We start from the raw sequence: 15,102 nt of genomic DNA, 5'->3' as shown, positions 1-15,102 counted from the left end.
GCCACATGTAGTAAATGCATAACCAGAAAGCAGCATCTATCAGAATTATCGAGAGAATATCCCAGGATATGCGCTGGGTAGTCACGAGGTTGAAGACGACTTGAAATATGGCCACTGAGGCCATGACGACGGTTGCGAAGAGCGCCGGACTAATTCGATTCTTCTTCGTCATTGGCAGCTAAACCCTGTAGGACCGACGAGGGGATAGATTCGCATTTCTCTGCCGTCTGGGCACACGCCGTTCGCGACGATGATCCCCACGATCATGGCTATCAGTGCGGCGCCAGCACCGCATCCGACTCCTCCCGTTTCCGGACCAGCGACAGCGCAAATCGACGCGATGAGAGTAGCGGAGGATCCTGTCACCAATGCTTGTTGCTCCGATCCGGAAAGTTGAATATACGGCCATGGGTCTGCGCCGCCTGGGCCTTTATACTCCTGTTCGCAAAGTGGAATCAACAGCTCCGTCAACCTCTCAGCGGAGAGGACGCCTGTCTGGGGATCAGTTCAGAAACCTTTCCTCATTGGAGTGCTCTCAGCAAATAAACGAGCCCTGTCTCCTGGGAGCTGTCTCCAAGCGCTCTGAACCTACATGAGCCGCTGCGCGCCGAGTTCGCCCCAATTCCCACAAAGTGGAAGCGCGACTCGCGCGATAAAGCGAAACTCCGGCAACGTTCGAGCCCGAGTCGCCCGAGAAGGCTCGTTCTCCGCGTCGAGAATGCGCCTTCTCGGGCAACTCAGCGCCACGAACCAGCTGTCACGAGTAACGTCCACCCCACTCCGCCAACAGTTTCCGCTCGCGGTCCTCACTCAGGCCCGCGCCGCGCCCCGGGATGTGGCCCGCCGCCGCGTCCCGCAGCGTCTCCGCCAGCGCCCGCCGCTCCAGCCCCGCAGCCTCCGCCCGCGCCGTCGAGCGCGCGTTCATGCCGCGCCACGCCGGGTCCGCGATCCACAGCGGAAGCGATCCAGGACCAGCCCACTGCTCGACGCCGTGCGCCAGCAGCCACTCCTCCGCCACGGCAATCGGCGCAGCCACACCATCGCCCCGCGCCACCGCCAGATGCTCCCCGAGCGGCACGGGGAGTCCGCACACGTTCATCATCCCGACCACCCCTCGCGACACACCGTCTACGAGCCACCCCGCCATGTCCCGCACGTCGAGCACCGACGTCGAAAGGTCCGGCGCATCGGGGACCAGCACTGAGCCGGGAACGACGGGGTGCGCGAACCGCCACGGCCAGTACGACGAACGCCCAGTCGGGTCACCGGGCCCCCCAATCAGCCCGGCGCGCGCGATCAGGGCGGGCGCTGCTCCGCCCAGCACGGCCTTCTCGCAGGCGACCTTCGCCGAGCCGTACGAGGCGGGGTCGTCGGAGGGGGGAAGCAGCTCGGCGTCCTCATCCGCGTCGACGGAGGAGTGCGACGCATACACGCTCGTGGTCGAGACGAACGTGTACACACCGCAGCGCAGGTCACGGACAGCCCTGCGCACGTGAGCGGGACGCGACGACAGGTCGATCACGGCATCCCAGGACGACCCGCTCACTACAGCAAGCGCATCGTCACGATCGCGGTCGGCCTGCACGGCCCGCAGCCCGGCAGGGACGGCCGAGCCACGCGCGAGGCAGGTCACATCGTGGCCGCGCCGCAGCGCCTCCGCCGCGAGGATCCCGCCCAGCCAGCCCGTGCCTCCCAGGATCAGCATCCTCATCCCCGCACGCTGACGTGCCCAGGAATGCACCGCTGCACCTCAGCGCCGCACCATCACGCGACGACGAACGCGTCCAGGATCAACGTCGAGCCCGTCGCGGCCGGGTTGCGCGTCGAGCCGCGGCGGATCGTCACCGTGTGTTCGCCCGCGGGCAATGCCGCGCTGGTCCACACCGTGCGCGCAAAGCGGTTCGTTGCGCTGTAGCGGTCGACGCTCGCGACGACCACGCCGTCGAGCAGCACCTCGTTGATACCCGAGGACGGCGTGAGGCGGCTCACCCAGCTGACCTGCGTGCCCGTGAAGCGGAGGGTCGCCGAGGCGCCCGTCGAGCTTGAGTACGAGATGCTCCCGCCGTTGTCGGCCGCGGAGGAGAGGGTCGCCCAGGTGCCGACGGTCGTGATCTCTGCGGCTCCGTTCTGATAGGTGCCGGCAGACGGGAGCGACGGAGTGGGCGGCGGGACCGGGGTCGCGCCGTCCGTCACCACGAAGGCGTCGAGGATCAGGGTCGCTCCGGTCGCCGCCGGGTTGCGCGTCGATCCGCGCCGCACCGTCACCGTGTGCTCGCCCGCGGGCAGTGCGCCGCTCGAGAAGACCGTCACTCCAAAGCGGGTCGTCGCGCTGTATCGATCGACCGTCGCGACCACGACCCCGTCGATCAGCACCTCGTTGATCCCGGACGACGCCGTCAGGCGGCTCACCCAACTCACGCCCGTGCCCGTGAAGCGCAGGGTCGCGGTGGCGCCGGTCGAACTCGAGTAGCCGATGCTGCCGCCGCTGTCGCCGGAGGAGGAGAGGGTCGCCCATGTGCCCTCTGTCACGATGAACGAGGAGCCATTCTGATAGGTCCCGGCGCCAGGCACGACGGGTGCCGGTGGCTCGGGCGGCGCCACCGGCTCTTCGACCAGCCAGCGCCGGAAGGTGTCGAGCATGTCCTTCTGCGTGAAGCTCGGCACGGTGTGGCCGTACTGGGCTCCGTCGGCGGAGTGGTAGGTGATGACCGCCTCCTTCGCCACAGGCTGGGCAAGCGAGTAGAGCGCGCCGCCGTGCACGTCGATGGGGACGATGACGTCGTCGTGGGAGCCGGTGATCCGCAGCCGAGTCCCGGCCCAGGACGCCTGCGGCAGGCGGGCCGGGTCGGTGGCGGGGATCGTAGAGGCATCGTTGCCGTAGGCGGGCAGCACGCGCGTGGGCTCGGTGTCCGCCATGGCGGTCATGTCGTAGACACCGCTGGCGTGGTAGGCGCCGCGGATTTCGGGGACCAGTCGGTTGCCGTAGGCCCAGCAGAGCAGGGCGCCGCCGCCGGAGTTAGAGCGGAGGAAGCTGGCGCCGATCCGCCAGCTCTTCTGCACCCACGTCACTGCGTTGGTCTGCGCGGTGATGGCGGCGCGGCTGGTCCAGATGCTGCCGCCGTAGTTGGGGCAGATGCTGATGACACCGTCGTCGACGGCCTGGTCGGCGGTGAACTGGAAGGCGCCGCTGAGCGCCGCGTAGCTGCTGCCGTTGGCGTGGTAGTACCAGTAGAAGACCTGGCCGACGCTCGCCGAGGGCGTGGCGGTGTGCGGGACGAACAGGCGAGTGCGGTCGCCCTCGATCGAGACGTCGATGATCTGGTAGGGCTTGCGGCCATAGCGGGAGTAGGTGGTGTCGCTGCGCTGAATCTCGCCGGGCAGGAGGGGGATGACGCTGTAGTCGGGCGCGGCGGAAGCGGAGGCGGCGTAGGCGAAAGCGGAGCCGAGGCCGAGAGCGGCTCCGGTGAGAACGAGTCGGCGACTGTGCTGCGGTGTTTCAGGCATGTGTGGCCCAATGCGAGAGGTGGCGACCGGCTCGGGCGGAGTGCCGGACCGGAGAGGAGCGAGGGTGACGCTGCGGGACGGTCAGGGCAACTCGCTCTTGTCACCCATTGTGGGCTATTGGACGAGACGGACGGACGTCGATGAATTTTGACTTCTGCTCCCTCCGAGTAGCGATACCCTCGTCCGGTGGACACGCCGCCGGGCTCCGCACTCGCGCCACGCGAACCCTCAATGCTGGCGCGATGGCGCCGCGATCTCGCGCCGGAGGCTCGTCACTCTTCGCCAGGCCCGGCCACGGCGCACGGGAGCCGAACGACGTCGGACGTGCCGAATCGAGCGAGACCGGCAGGTGCCTCCGAACGCGCCGCACGCCCGCCAGATAAGGGATGCGGACACCACCATCGACCCCGCCGATGCGTCCTCATGCTGGGCAGGGCCTGTCCGTTCACTCCCAGCACCCTGATCTCTCTCTGACCGTCACCCGGACGAGGATGTCCGCTGCCCCCGGCCGCTGTACCTCTTCAGGGGCACAGAGCACCCCCGCCGCCCGACTTATCGTGATCTCCGCTCCACCCCGGCACACCGGCGCGGCGCTCAGGGGAGAGGACCGACGATGGCGAACGCAGTACGACGTTCAGCCCGCCCCGTCGCGCTGGGCCTCGTCCTCCTCCTGGTGGCGGCTGTGCTCACGGTCCTCCCCGCGGTGCGAGCGCAGGCCGCGACCCTCCTCGTGCAGGAGGGCTTCGGCGGCACGAGCGTCGTCGATCCGGCCTGGCAGCCCCTCGATTCCGGCTGTCTCACCCGCGCGACCGCGGCTCCTCCATCGACCGGATCCAGCCTGGGCGTCTGCGCGAACCGCACCTCGGCCCCCGCCTCGAGCACCAATCCCGGCTTCCTGCAACTGACCGACAATCGCACGAACGCCAAGGGCGGCGCCGTGTTCAACCGGCCCATCCCCGCCATCGGCGGCCTTGATGTGCTCTTCGACCAGTACCAGTACGGCGCGAACCTCGCGCTCGCGGGCGCCGACGGGATCGGCTTTTTCCTCACCGACGGCTCGAAGACCCTCACCGCGGCAGGAGCGGCGGGCGGCGCACTCGGCTACGGCCAGAACACGACCGCCACCCCCCAGGTGGAGGGAGTGAACGGCGGCTACCTCGGCATCGGACTCGACTCCTTTGGCAACTACTCGAATACCGCGGCGGGCGGCAACGGCCTCGGTGCGGGCTGCCCCACCAGTCCCGCGGCGCCAGGCCAGCAGGCGAACCGGATCGTCGCGCGCGGTCCGGGTCAGGGCCTGTCCGGCTACTGCTACCTCCGCGGATCCGCCCCTCCTTTGCTTGGCTCACTGCGGCCGACGACCCTCCTGGCCAACACGGGTGCCCCTGCGACATTCGTCGGGCGGACCATCCGAGTCACCGTCTCCCCCGCGACACTCCCCGAGGTGGTCGTCTCGTACGGAGCGTCGGCGGGCATGTCGGCGGCGAGCCTCACCGAGGTCCTGCGGTTCACGATGACGACCGCCGCACCTCCCACGTACAAGCTCGGCTTTACCGCCTCTACCGGCGGATCGACCGACACGCACCTCATCCGCAATGTCAGCGTCTCGTCGATCAACGACCTCGGCGCCCTCAGCCTCGTCAAGCAGATCGACCGAACGACGACGCAGCCGACGGCCTACGCCGAGGGGGCGACGATCCCGTACCAGTTCGTGGTCACGAACACGTCGGCGCTCGCGTCGCTGACCGGTGTCGCCGTGAGCGATCCGAAGGCCGTCGTCAGCTGCCCCGTGACAACGCTCGCTCCGCTCGCCAGCGTCACCTGCACCGGTTCGCATGCTGTCACTGCGGCGGAGGCGCTCGCCAGCACTCTCGTGAACACGGCGACAGCCACCGCCCTCAGCGGCGCATCGACGGTCACGAGCGCCGCCTCCTCCGTCACCGCGCCGATCAGCACTCCCGTCCCCGCGCTCACTCTCGCGAAGACGGGCGCCCTCGCCGACACCAACAGCAACGCCCAGGCCGACGCGGGCGAGCGGATCACCTACTCCTTCACCGCTCGCAACACGGGGAACGTCACCCTGCAGAACGTCGCTGTCTCGGATCCGCGGGTCACCGGGATCACCCCGACCTCGACGCAGGTGGCGCCCGGTGCTACGGCGACATTTACCTCTGCCGCATACACGGTGACGCAGGCCGATATCGACACGGGCGCGGCCGTGAGCAATACGGCGACCGTCAGCGGCCGGACCCTCGCCGCCTCCCCGACGACCGTCACGGCCTCCTCGACCGCGACCACGCCGATCCGCTATGCCCCCTCGATCGGCCTGACCAAGAACGGCGCGCTGACGGGCGGCTCGACCGCGGGCGCAACGATCGCCTACAGCTTCACCGTTGCCAACACCGGCACTGCGTCGCTGAGCGGAGTGGCGCTCAGCGATCCGCGCGTCACCGTCGCCTACGGCGCATGGCCCGGCACCGCAGGGCAGCTCGGCGTCGGCCAGTCGGTCACCGCCTCCGCGACGTACACGTTGACTCAGGCCGACGTCGATGCGGGCTCGGTGCTCAACACCGCAACCGCCACCGGCACGCCGCCGACCGGCTCGGCCGTCACTGCGACCGCCGCAAAGACCGTCACCCTCACCCGCACGAACGATCTCGCTTTCACGAAATCGGCGACTCCGGCGTTTATCAGCGCCGCCGGGACCGTTGTCACATACACGTTCCGCGCGACCAACGCTGGCACCACCACCCTAACCGCCGTCGCGATCAGCGACCCCAAGAGCGGCCTCTCGACTCTGAGCTACACCTGGCCGGGCATCGCCGGCCGGCTCCTCCCGGGCCAGGTCGTCACCGCGACCGCCACGTATACGACCACCGCAGCCGACGCCAGCGCGGGCACCATTGCGAACACCGCCACGGCGACAGCGACCGGACCCGTCGGCGGTGCCTTCACCCGCACCGCGTCGGTCAGCATCTCGGTGATCCCCGATCCGGCTGCCGACACCGCCACCGTCGTCCAGGGCGGGTCGGTCGTGGTGAATGTGCTGACGAATGACGGGCCGGCCGCCACCGGCGCGACTTTCTCGCGCGTGCAGCTCTCGGCCACTCCGAAGGTCATCGGAGGCGCCACCAGCCCCGCCCCCGCCACTCCCATTCAGGGGTCGGTCACCTGCGTCGACACCGGCGCCGCCCGCGGCCAGTGCACCTATCGGCCGATCGCGGCCTTTGTCGGCACCGACGTCTTCGACTACGCGCTCTCGGGCACCTACGGCACCTGGAACGTCCGAGTGAGCGTCACGGTCACCGCGGTGAACCACCCTCCCCTCGCGCGCCCCGACCGCGTCGTCGCCAGCACCGGAGGCGCAGTCGTCACCGTCTCCCCGCTCGCGAACGACACCGACGAGGACTCGGGAACCACCCTGACTCTCGTGGGCACGAGCGCCCCCACGGGCCTGCGCGGCGCCTTCTCCTGCTCCGGAGCGACGTGCACCTACACGCCCGCTGCCGACGGCTGGACCGGCAGCATCCCGATCCCCTACACCGTGTCCGACGGCGCGCTCACGGCGAGCAGCACGATCACCGTGTGGGTCGATCCCGCCCCGCTCGCGCGCCAGGGTTTCACCGGCACCGACAGTACGAGCGGAGCGATCGGCTTCGGCGCGTGGACCCGCTCCTCGGTCGTAGCAACCCCCGTCGCGAGCTGCACGGCTACCCGGCCGAGCACGCTCGTGAGCTGGGCGCCCATCTCTGGAGCGACCAGTTGGACGCTCGAGCGCCGACTCGCCGGTGCCACTCCGGGCGCGTGGACCATCGTGGCGACGCCCGCGGCCGCCGCCACCTCCTTCACCGACGACCGCGTCGGCGAGGGCCGCAGCTACCAGTGGCGGGTCCGACCCGACCTGCAGCGCTGGCTAGGAGTCGCCTCCGCCGCCTCGACCGCCGTCGCCCAGCCGGCCGTCGCCTCCGCTGGAGGCTGCTGATGCCTCCCCTCAACCTCCCCTCTCGTCCTGCACCTGTCCTCGTGAGGGAGACCACGCCCGCACCGGGCACCACCCCATTGAAAGGAACGGTCGCCATGACCTCCACAGCACCCACCCGCCGTACCCCGTGGAAGAAGATTGCGCTCACCGGCGGAGTCCTTCTTGCCGCAGGAGCCCTCGCTGGCGCCGGCGCCTTCGCCGTCTTCACCGACTCCGGAACCGCGGTCGGCAACGTCGACGCCGGACAGACCGACATCTCGGTCACCGGAGCGTTTACCGTCGCCAACATCGCGCCCGGCGACACGGTCCAGCGCCCGATCAGCCTCGTGCTGCCGAACGCCACCAATGACGGTGACCTCGTCTCGACGGTCCGCTTCTACCAGGACGTCACCAACGACGTCGTGGGCTCCGACACGACCGAGCCGGCCCGCGTCGGCGCCTCCCTCGTCACCGGTGCGAACGGCCTCGACTACCGCCTACTGACCTGCTCCGTCGCCTGGGTCACCGCCGCCGCTCCCGCGGAGAGCGGCCCGTACACCTGTGGTGGTACCCAGACCATCACCGGCACCGGCAAGCTCTCGACCATCGGCGGAGTCGCGAACGCGGCGGACTTCACTCCGGCGAACTTCGGAATCACCCCCACCGCGACCGGGACCTTCCCCTCGGATGCCGGCGACGTGACGCTGAACACGCTGATCGAGCTCGTCCTGCCGACCGCGGCGGACAACGCCTACGAGAACGCCTCCGCGACAGTCACCTTCACTGCCGCCGCGATCCAGCGCGCCGGCATCCAGCAGTAGTCAGTCCGGTCCCACCCCCGCTTCCGTCCCGCCCGATTCGTCGGTGCGGGGCGGAAGCCCCCTCTCTTCTTCCGGAGTCACCCATGCCCCAGGCCCGCGCGCGCGGAGCCGCCCTCGCGGCGATGCTCCTCGCGCTCCTCGCGCTGGCGGTCCCCGCACCCGCGGCGAGCGCCGAGCCTGCGGACGCGCTCGACGTGCGGGAACTCTCGGCTCCGGGCTCGCTCAGCGACCTCGCGCCCGGGGACCAGGCCGAATGGGCTGCCGAGGTCAGCAACTCCGACTCCGCTGCGCACGATGTGTCGGTGGGCTTCACAGTCGATGACCGCGGCGCGCTGGCCGATGACCCGCGCAACGGCCTCCAACTCACGGTTGATCTCTGCGACTCGGCCTTTTCCGTGGTCGAGGTGCCCGCGGGCGCCGACCGGACCGTCGAGCGCTACGTCTGTCCCGGCGGCACCCTGCCCCTGGGTGCGGGTCCCGCCGCACGCCTGGGCCGCCTCGAGGGAGTGCGCCCGGTCGAGGGCGGAGCGACGGCCGGGGTCCGCGTCCGGGTGGAGTTCCCCGCGACCGCCGGCAACGATCTCGAGCTCGCGACGGCCTCGCTCCGCGTCGTGGTTCGCGCGGCCGACGCTGCGGACGGGGGCGATCCTTCGGACGGCCCAGGTGATGGCTCGACGGACGGCTCTGCTGACGGCTCCGGGCGAGCGCCGGTCGCCTCCGGTGGCCTCGCCGTCACCGGTCGCGACGTCGGCGCCGCCCTGCTCGGCGGCCTGGTGGCCCTCGGCGTCGGCGCCGCCGTGGTCGTCGCGGGCCGCCGCCGACGGGAGGGTCGCTCGTGAGGCTCCTCCGCGCTCTCCTCGCCGGTCTGGTCGGGCTCGTCGCCCTCGCTGGCCTCGCCGTCTTCGTGCTCTCGGCTCTCGGGGTCGTGCGTCTCGTGCCCGTGCTCTCGAACTCGATGGCGCCGCAGATGCCCGTTGGCTCCCTCGCGATCACCTTCCCCATCGGCCAGCATGAGGTGCGCACCGGCGACGTGATCGTCTTCACCGACCCCGACGATCCGGGTCGCCGTGTCATTCACCGCGTCACCTTCGTCTACCCCGAGACGGAGGCGGCGACCCTCCGCGGCCGCGAGCCCGGCCAGCTGGCCCTGACCACCAAGGGTGACAACAACGAATCCGCAGACCCGTGGATCGTCACCATCGCCGACACGCGCATCTGGCGAGAGCAGTCGGCCCTCCCGCTGCTGGGTTGGCCGAGCATCGCGCTCGCGCATCCACAGGCGCGCTTCGCCCTGTTCGCTGCGGGCGGCGCGGCGGTCATCGCCGCTGTCCTCGTCGCCATCTGGCGCCGACCCGTCGAGGTCGCCTCGTGAGCGGGCATCGCACGGTGCGCCGGCGCGTCGTCTCGCGCACGGGGGTCATCGCGCTCATCTCCGGTGTGCTCGTGCTCACCGCCGCCGTCACCGCCGCGGCGGTCTTCCTCGACCGCGGCACGGCAGGTGCCGGGGTCGCCTCCGGCACCGTGATCGCCGACGTCGACGCCACCGGAGCGACCACCGTGCCCGTTCCGCTCACCGGCCTCCTCCCGGGCGGCACCGCGCAACGTCTGCTCGACCTCACCCACACCGGCACCGTGCCTATGTCGGTACTCCAGCTCGAGACGAGCACGGCGACCGACAGCTCCAACGGCCTCCAGCTCGCTGTCGAGCGCTGCTCGCTCGCCTGGTCCGCCGACGCGACGACCTGCGCCGGCACGGTGAGCACGGTCGCCGCCGACCGCCCCTCCTCCGCTCGCCTCGACCTCCCCGGCTCCCCCGCTCTCGCGGTCGGAGCGACCGACCACCTCCGCCTCACCCTGCGCCTAGCGGAGTCGGCGCCCTCCTCCGCGCAGTCCACCTCCACGACCCTCACAGTCACCGTCATCGGCATCCAACGCCCGGGCCGCCACCTCTAAACCCCCTCCCGTGTTCGCTGAGGTGCCCGAGAATGCTCGCGACACGCCGGAGGGAACAGCCATCTCGGGCAGCTCAGCGCAGGCTGCCCCCGGATGCTTCACTGGGAGGATGATCGACCGTGACGGCCATATCGCCGACTTCAGCGAGTTCCTGACCGCCTCGCCCTCCTCCTTTCACGCTGCGAGTGAGAGCGCGCGTCGGCTCGAGGTCGCCGGATTCACGGGGCTGGACGAGACGCAGGCGTGGCCGACCGCGCCGGGGCGCTACTACGTTCGCCGTGACGGCGCCATCATCGCCTGGCACCTCCCGGCGGGAGCCGACGCGGTGACGCCGTTCCGCATTCTGGGCGCGCACACCGACTCGCCCGGTTTCACGCTCAAGCCGCGGCCAACGATCGGATCGAAGGGCTGGCTGCAGGCCGGGGTCGAGATCTATGGCGGGCCGCTGCTGAATTCGTGGCTGGACCGCGAACTCGAGCTGGCCGGCCGCGTCATCGCGCGAGACGGCAGGGAACTGCTCCTGCGCACCGGCCCGTTCCTGCGGATCCCGCAACTCGCCATTCACCTCGACCGGTCGGCTAACGAGGGCCTGACCCTGGACCGGCAGAAACACACCGTCCCTGTGTTCGGGATCGGCGACGCGTCAGAGGTCGACCTGCTCGACCTGCTCGCCGCGGAAGCAGGGCTCGAGGACGCCGAAGACATCGCCGGCTACGACCTCGTCACCGCCGACACGCAGGAGCCCCGCCGCTTCGGTCTCGACGAGGCGTTTCTCGCGGCCGGCCGGATGGACGACCTCAGCTCGGTGCACGCCGGCCTCGTCGCACTCCTCACGGCGAGCGCCGAGACGCAGACTGCGACGCCCCACATCAGCATGCTCGCGGCGTTCGATCACGAGGAACTCGGCTCCGCGTCGCGATCCGGCGCAAGCGGTCCGTTCCTTGAGGACGTGCTGAACCGGATCGGCGCGGCGCTCGGCGCGGGCGTCGAGGAGCGCGCCCGGGCACTCGCCGCCTCGTGGTGCCTCTCGGCGGACGCAGGCCACTCCATCCATCCCAACTACCCCGAGAAGCACGACCCCGTGAACCAGCCGGTCGCCGGCGGCGGGCCGCTGCTCAAGATCAACGCCTCACAGCGCTACGCCACGGATGCCCGAGGCACGGCGCTCTGGGCGAGCCTGTGTGCGCGAGCTGACATCGAGTACCAGGAGTTCGTCTCGAACAACACCGTCCCGTGCGGCTCGACGATCGGCCCCCTTACCGCGACCCGGTTGGGGATCGCCACGGTCGACGTGGGGGTGCCGCTTCTCTCGATGCACTCGGCGCGGGAGCTGGCGCACGTGGACGACCTGATCGCGCTGACGCGGGCCATCGGAGAGTTCTTCACTCCGACAGCGTGAGCCGACGCCCTGGCCGCCGTAGAGCTTGTGCGCGAGATCGGCCTGCCGCGAGTGTCCGAAAGTTGTCGCACTCGGTGCCCACTGCGACAACTTTTGGCTTCTCGCGGCGGGAGTCAGCGGTAGACGCTCCACTCCTTCTTGACGATCCGGCGCTCCTCGCCGTCGACCGCGACGATCCACTCGCCGTCCTTCTTCGCCACGACGCGACCGCGGAGGTACTGGGGCTCCCAGCCATCGGCCTTGTGCACCCACTTCACGAACCGGGCGAACCGCCCCGGCGCTACATCGTCCCTCGACATCTCGACTCCCCTCTCGTCCGGCGGGCGTCGACCCTCCGCGCGAGAGCCCCTCGAACGCGAGAACCTGTGAGGTCGCGAAGCCGGTATACCGACCGTAGATCGGCCCCGCGGAGGAGGACGAGGGCATTGACTGATTGACAATCATCTGTCAGGGCAGCGTCTCAGCCCCCAGCGTCGAAGAGGACGTGGGGGCGTCCCCTATCAACGATCACCCGCGCGCGCACCCCGTAAACGTCGGCGATCAGCGCCGGAGTCAGCACCTGCTGCGGAGTGCCGCCCGCGACCACGCGCCCCTCCCGCAGCACCAACAGGTCGTCGCAGAAGAGCGCGGCAAGGTTCAGGTCGTGCAGCGCCACGATCGTCGTGACGGGCAGTTCCCGCACCAGCGCCAGCAGCTCAAGCTGGTGCCGGATATCGAGGTGGTTCGTCGGCTCATCCAACAGCAGCTCTCGCGGCTCCTGAGCGAGGGCGCGGGCGATGTGCGCGCGCTGACGCTCGCCACCCGAGAGGGTGCGCCAGAGGTGATCGGCCTTAGCGAGCAGGCCGACATGTTCGAGCGCGCGCTCGATAGCGCTGAGATCCTCGGCGGAGTCGCCGCCCAGGAGGGAGCGGTGCGGGGTGCGTCCGAGCCGCACGACGTCGCGCACCGGCAGGTCCGCCTCCGTTTCGGCCTGCTGCGTGACCGTGGCGACCGCTCGCGCGACCTCGCGTCGGCGCAGGGTAGAGAGCACCGCGCCGTCGAGGGTGACCGCCCCCGCATCCGGCGCGGCAACACCCTGTAGCAGCCGCAGGAGCGATGACTTGCCGGAGCCATTGGGCCCGAGCAGACCAACCGTCGATCCTGGCCGCGGTCGGAGGGTGACGCCGTCGATGACGAGCCGCCCGCCCCGCCGCCACGAGACACGGTCGGCCTCAAGCGTCACGAGTGCCCCCGGCGGAGCAGCAGCAGCATGAACACCGGCACGCCGACGAGCGCCGTGCCGACCCCGACGGGGAGCGGCGTCGGCGCGAAGACGACCCGCGAACCTGCGTCGACCCACACCATGAAGACCGCGCCAAGCAGGATGGTCGCCGGGATCACCCGGGAATGCCGCTGCCCGAACACGAGTCGCGCCGCATGCGGCAGCACCAATCCCACGAAGCCGATCGCGCCCGCGATGCTGACCAGGGTCGCCGTCAGCAGCGCCGTCACAACAAGCAGCAGGAGCCGGGTGCGCACGACATGCACGCCGAGCGAGGCGGCGACGTCCTCACCGAATGCGAACGCGTCGAGAGTGCGCGCGCAGGCGAGACACACCAGCGAACCGGCCAGTACGACGGAGCCGCTCAGCGCCACGTCGTCCCAGCGCATCGCCTCCAGCGAGCCGAGCAGCCAGAACATCACCCCGCGCGTCTCGTCCGAGTCGGCGAGCGCGAAGACGATCAGCGAGGTGAGCGCCGAGAACAGCTGTGTGCTCGCCACCCCGGCCAGAATCACTCCTGACGTGTCGCCCGACGAGAACCGCGTGAGCAGCAGCACGAAGCCGAACGCGACCAGCGCGCCGACGAAGGCGCCTCCGGAGAGGCCGATCGCGCCGCCGCCGACGCCCAGCACCCCCACCACGACCGCGCCCGTCGATGCCCCCGACGAGACACCGAGCACGAACGGGTCCGCGAGCGGATTGCGCAGCAGCGACTGCAGGATCACGCCGCACACACCGAGTCCCGCCCCGCAGGAGGCAGACACGAGCGCGCGCGGCAGGCGCTCCTGCCAGACGATCGCGTCCTCGGCGCTGCGGACGGGGATGTCCGCGAGCCCGAGGTGGTTCAGCAGGATGTCGCGCACGTTCACGAGCGAGACGTCCGCCGGACCGAGTGTCACCGCGACTCCGACCGAGAGGGCAAGCACGAGGAGGCCGCCGACGACGAGCGCCGCCACGACCACTCCCCGCTGCGGCCGGCGCAGCTCCCGCTCGAGAGCCGCGGCGGTCAGAGCGTCGCCCCGTTCGAGTCCCACCACGCGCGAATCTTGTCGAGGGCGTCAACGAAGCGGATGGAGGGGTTCAGTTCGGCGCCGTGCAAAGCGATGTAGCGCTTATCGCGCACCGCGGGCAGGGTGCTCGTCAGTGGGTCGCTCTCGAGGAAGGCGGTCTTGTCGGCGAGGCGATCGCCGGGAAAGCGGTCGCGTTGCAGGTCACCCAGCACCAGGATGTCCGGGTTGGCCGCGACCAGGTTCTCCCAGCCCTCCGCAGCCCAGTCGGCGGTGCGGTCGGAGTAGACGTTCGTCATTCCGGTGGTGGTCGCCAGCATCGAGGCGAAGTTATAGCCGCCCGCCATGTAGGGGACCTTGGTATCGGCGAACCAGAACGCGACCGAGCGACCGTGGAAGTCGACGCCCTCCGTGGCGGCCGCCGCCCGCGTCTGCAGCTGCGCGATGAGCGCGTCGCCGCGTCCCTGCACGTCGAAGACCGTGGCCAGCTCGCGGATCTCCTGGTACAGGACGTCGACCGTGAGCGGGACCGTGCGCGTGCCGGTGCCGCCGTTGACGCTCACCCCGTTGTCGCAGTCGGAGGGTGCGAGGTAGGAGCCGATGCCCGTCTCGGCGAGCCGGTCGCGCGAGGCGACTCCCTCCGCGGCGTAGTGCCGGCCGAAGGAGGCGGTGACGAAGTCGGGATTGGCGTTCAGCAGCACCTCGTACGTGGGCGCATTGTCGGCCAGCCGCGGCACCTTCTCGTTGGCGGCGGCGAGGGTCGCGAGCACGGGGTCGGTCCAGGAGGCAGTCCCGACCATCCGGTCCTCGAGGCCGAGGGAGAGCAGGATCTCGGTCGAGTCCTGATCGAGCGAGACGACCCGCTGCGGAGCCGCCGCGACGGTGGTCTGCACGCCGCAATTGTCGAGGGTCACCGGGTAGCTCGTGGAGCCCTCGCCGACAGCGGCCGTGCTCGCGGGTGCGACCTGCTCGGAGGCGCCGCAGCCGGTGAGAGCCACCAGGGTCAGAGCGGTGAGAAGGAGGGCGACAGGGCGGCGTCGATATGTGGACATGGATCTCCTGGAGTGGTCGGCGCGCGTGCGCGTGCGCTGTGAAGCGTTCCGACGGGGGTGCCGGTGCACAGCGCGGGTAAGCCTAGCCTTACCTCTCTTTACCCGTCAATGCGCGCCAACTATTTCGCGCCATCCCAGCGTCCT

Annotated in this window: 12 protein-coding genes; 6 read left to right on the top strand and 6 right to left on the bottom strand. The window is 70.1% G+C overall.

The genetic code is table 11. The features are described from left to right. Positions 1–757: 757 nt before the first annotated feature. Together B0H03_RS10385 and B0H03_RS10380 are read right to left on the bottom strand one after the other, a co-directional pair. Positions 758–1,711, bottom strand: coding sequence for an NAD-dependent epimerase/dehydratase family protein (locus B0H03_RS10385; RefSeq protein WP_104265637.1), 954 nt, complete (start codon positions 1,709–1,711; stop codon positions 758–760). 53 nt (positions 1,712–1,764) lie between these two features. Continuing rightward, complete coding sequence (locus B0H03_RS10380; RefSeq protein ID WP_104265638.1) at positions 1,765–3,504, bottom strand: hypothetical protein; 1,740 nt, start codon at positions 3,502–3,504, stop codon at positions 1,765–1,767. Between the two features lie 613 nt (positions 3,505–4,117). Between B0H03_RS10380 and B0H03_RS10375 the strand changes: the two genes are divergently transcribed. From B0H03_RS10375 to B0H03_RS10350, 6 genes are all read left to right on the top strand, one after another. Further along, entirely contained in the window at positions 4,118–7,486 is a 3,369-nt protein-coding gene (locus B0H03_RS10375) for a DUF7507 domain-containing protein (RefSeq protein ID WP_104265639.1), read from the top strand. A gap of 95 nt (positions 7,487–7,581) precedes the next feature. Continuing rightward, entirely contained in the window at positions 7,582–8,286 is a 705-nt protein-coding gene (locus tag B0H03_RS10370; RefSeq protein WP_104265640.1) for a TasA family protein, read from the top strand. Positions 8,287–8,369: 83 nt separating this feature from the next. Then, positions 8,370–9,125: a sortase gene (locus tag B0H03_RS10365; protein ID WP_104265641.1), complete on the top strand. Its 756-nt coding sequence runs from the start codon at positions 8,370–8,372 to the stop codon at positions 9,123–9,125. Beyond that, positions 9,122–9,658 carry a signal peptidase I gene (locus tag B0H03_RS10360; protein WP_104265642.1) on the top strand — a complete coding sequence of 179 codons (537 nt, stop codon included), beginning with the start codon at positions 9,122–9,124 and terminating at the stop codon, positions 9,656–9,658. The genes B0H03_RS10365 and B0H03_RS10360 overlap by 4 nt, the downstream gene beginning before the upstream one ends. Further along, positions 9,655–10,239, top strand: a complete 585-nt coding sequence (locus tag B0H03_RS10355; protein ID WP_104265643.1) for a peptidase — start codon at positions 9,655–9,657, stop codon at positions 10,237–10,239. Before B0H03_RS10360 ends, B0H03_RS10355 begins: the two co-directional genes overlap by 4 nt. A 109-nt stretch (positions 10,240–10,348) precedes the next feature. Next, positions 10,349–11,638: a M18 family aminopeptidase gene (locus B0H03_RS10350; protein WP_104265644.1), complete on the top strand. Its 1,290-nt coding sequence runs from the start codon at positions 10,349–10,351 to the stop codon at positions 11,636–11,638. Positions 11,639–11,751: 113 nt separating this feature from the next. On the opposite strand, the gene B0H03_RS10345 is transcribed toward B0H03_RS10350, so the two are convergent. The 4 genes from B0H03_RS10345 to B0H03_RS10330 all read right to left on the bottom strand — a co-directional run bounded on the left by B0H03_RS10345 (position 11,752) and on the right by B0H03_RS10330 (position 14,958). Further along, a complete protein-coding gene (locus tag B0H03_RS10345) occupies positions 11,752–11,937 on the bottom strand; it encodes a hypothetical protein (RefSeq protein ID WP_104354370.1) in 186 nt (61 codons plus the stop codon). A gap of 161 nt (positions 11,938–12,098) precedes the next feature. Further along, positions 12,099–12,860, bottom strand: a complete 762-nt coding sequence (locus B0H03_RS10340) for an ABC transporter ATP-binding protein (protein ID WP_104354371.1) — start codon at positions 12,858–12,860, stop codon at positions 12,099–12,101. Continuing rightward, positions 12,857–13,933 carry a FecCD family ABC transporter permease gene (locus B0H03_RS10335; protein WP_104265666.1) on the bottom strand — a complete coding sequence of 359 codons (1,077 nt, stop codon included), beginning with the start codon at positions 13,931–13,933 and terminating at the stop codon, positions 12,857–12,859. Before B0H03_RS10335 ends, B0H03_RS10340 begins: the two co-directional genes overlap by 4 nt. Next, complete coding sequence (locus tag B0H03_RS10330; RefSeq protein ID WP_104265647.1) at positions 13,906–14,958, bottom strand: ABC transporter substrate-binding protein; 1,053 nt, start codon at positions 14,956–14,958, stop codon at positions 13,906–13,908. Before B0H03_RS10330 ends, B0H03_RS10335 begins: the two co-directional genes overlap by 28 nt. Positions 14,959–15,102 lie beyond the last annotated feature (144 nt).

Origin of the sequence: Rathayibacter iranicus NCPPB 2253 = VKM Ac-1602 (genome assembly GCF_003149025.1) — a bacterium.
In the GTDB taxonomy this organism is placed as follows: Bacteria; Actinomycetota; Actinomycetes; order Actinomycetales; family Microbacteriaceae; genus Rathayibacter; species Rathayibacter iranicus.
This window is presented reverse-complemented; position numbering and strand designations above follow the sequence as displayed.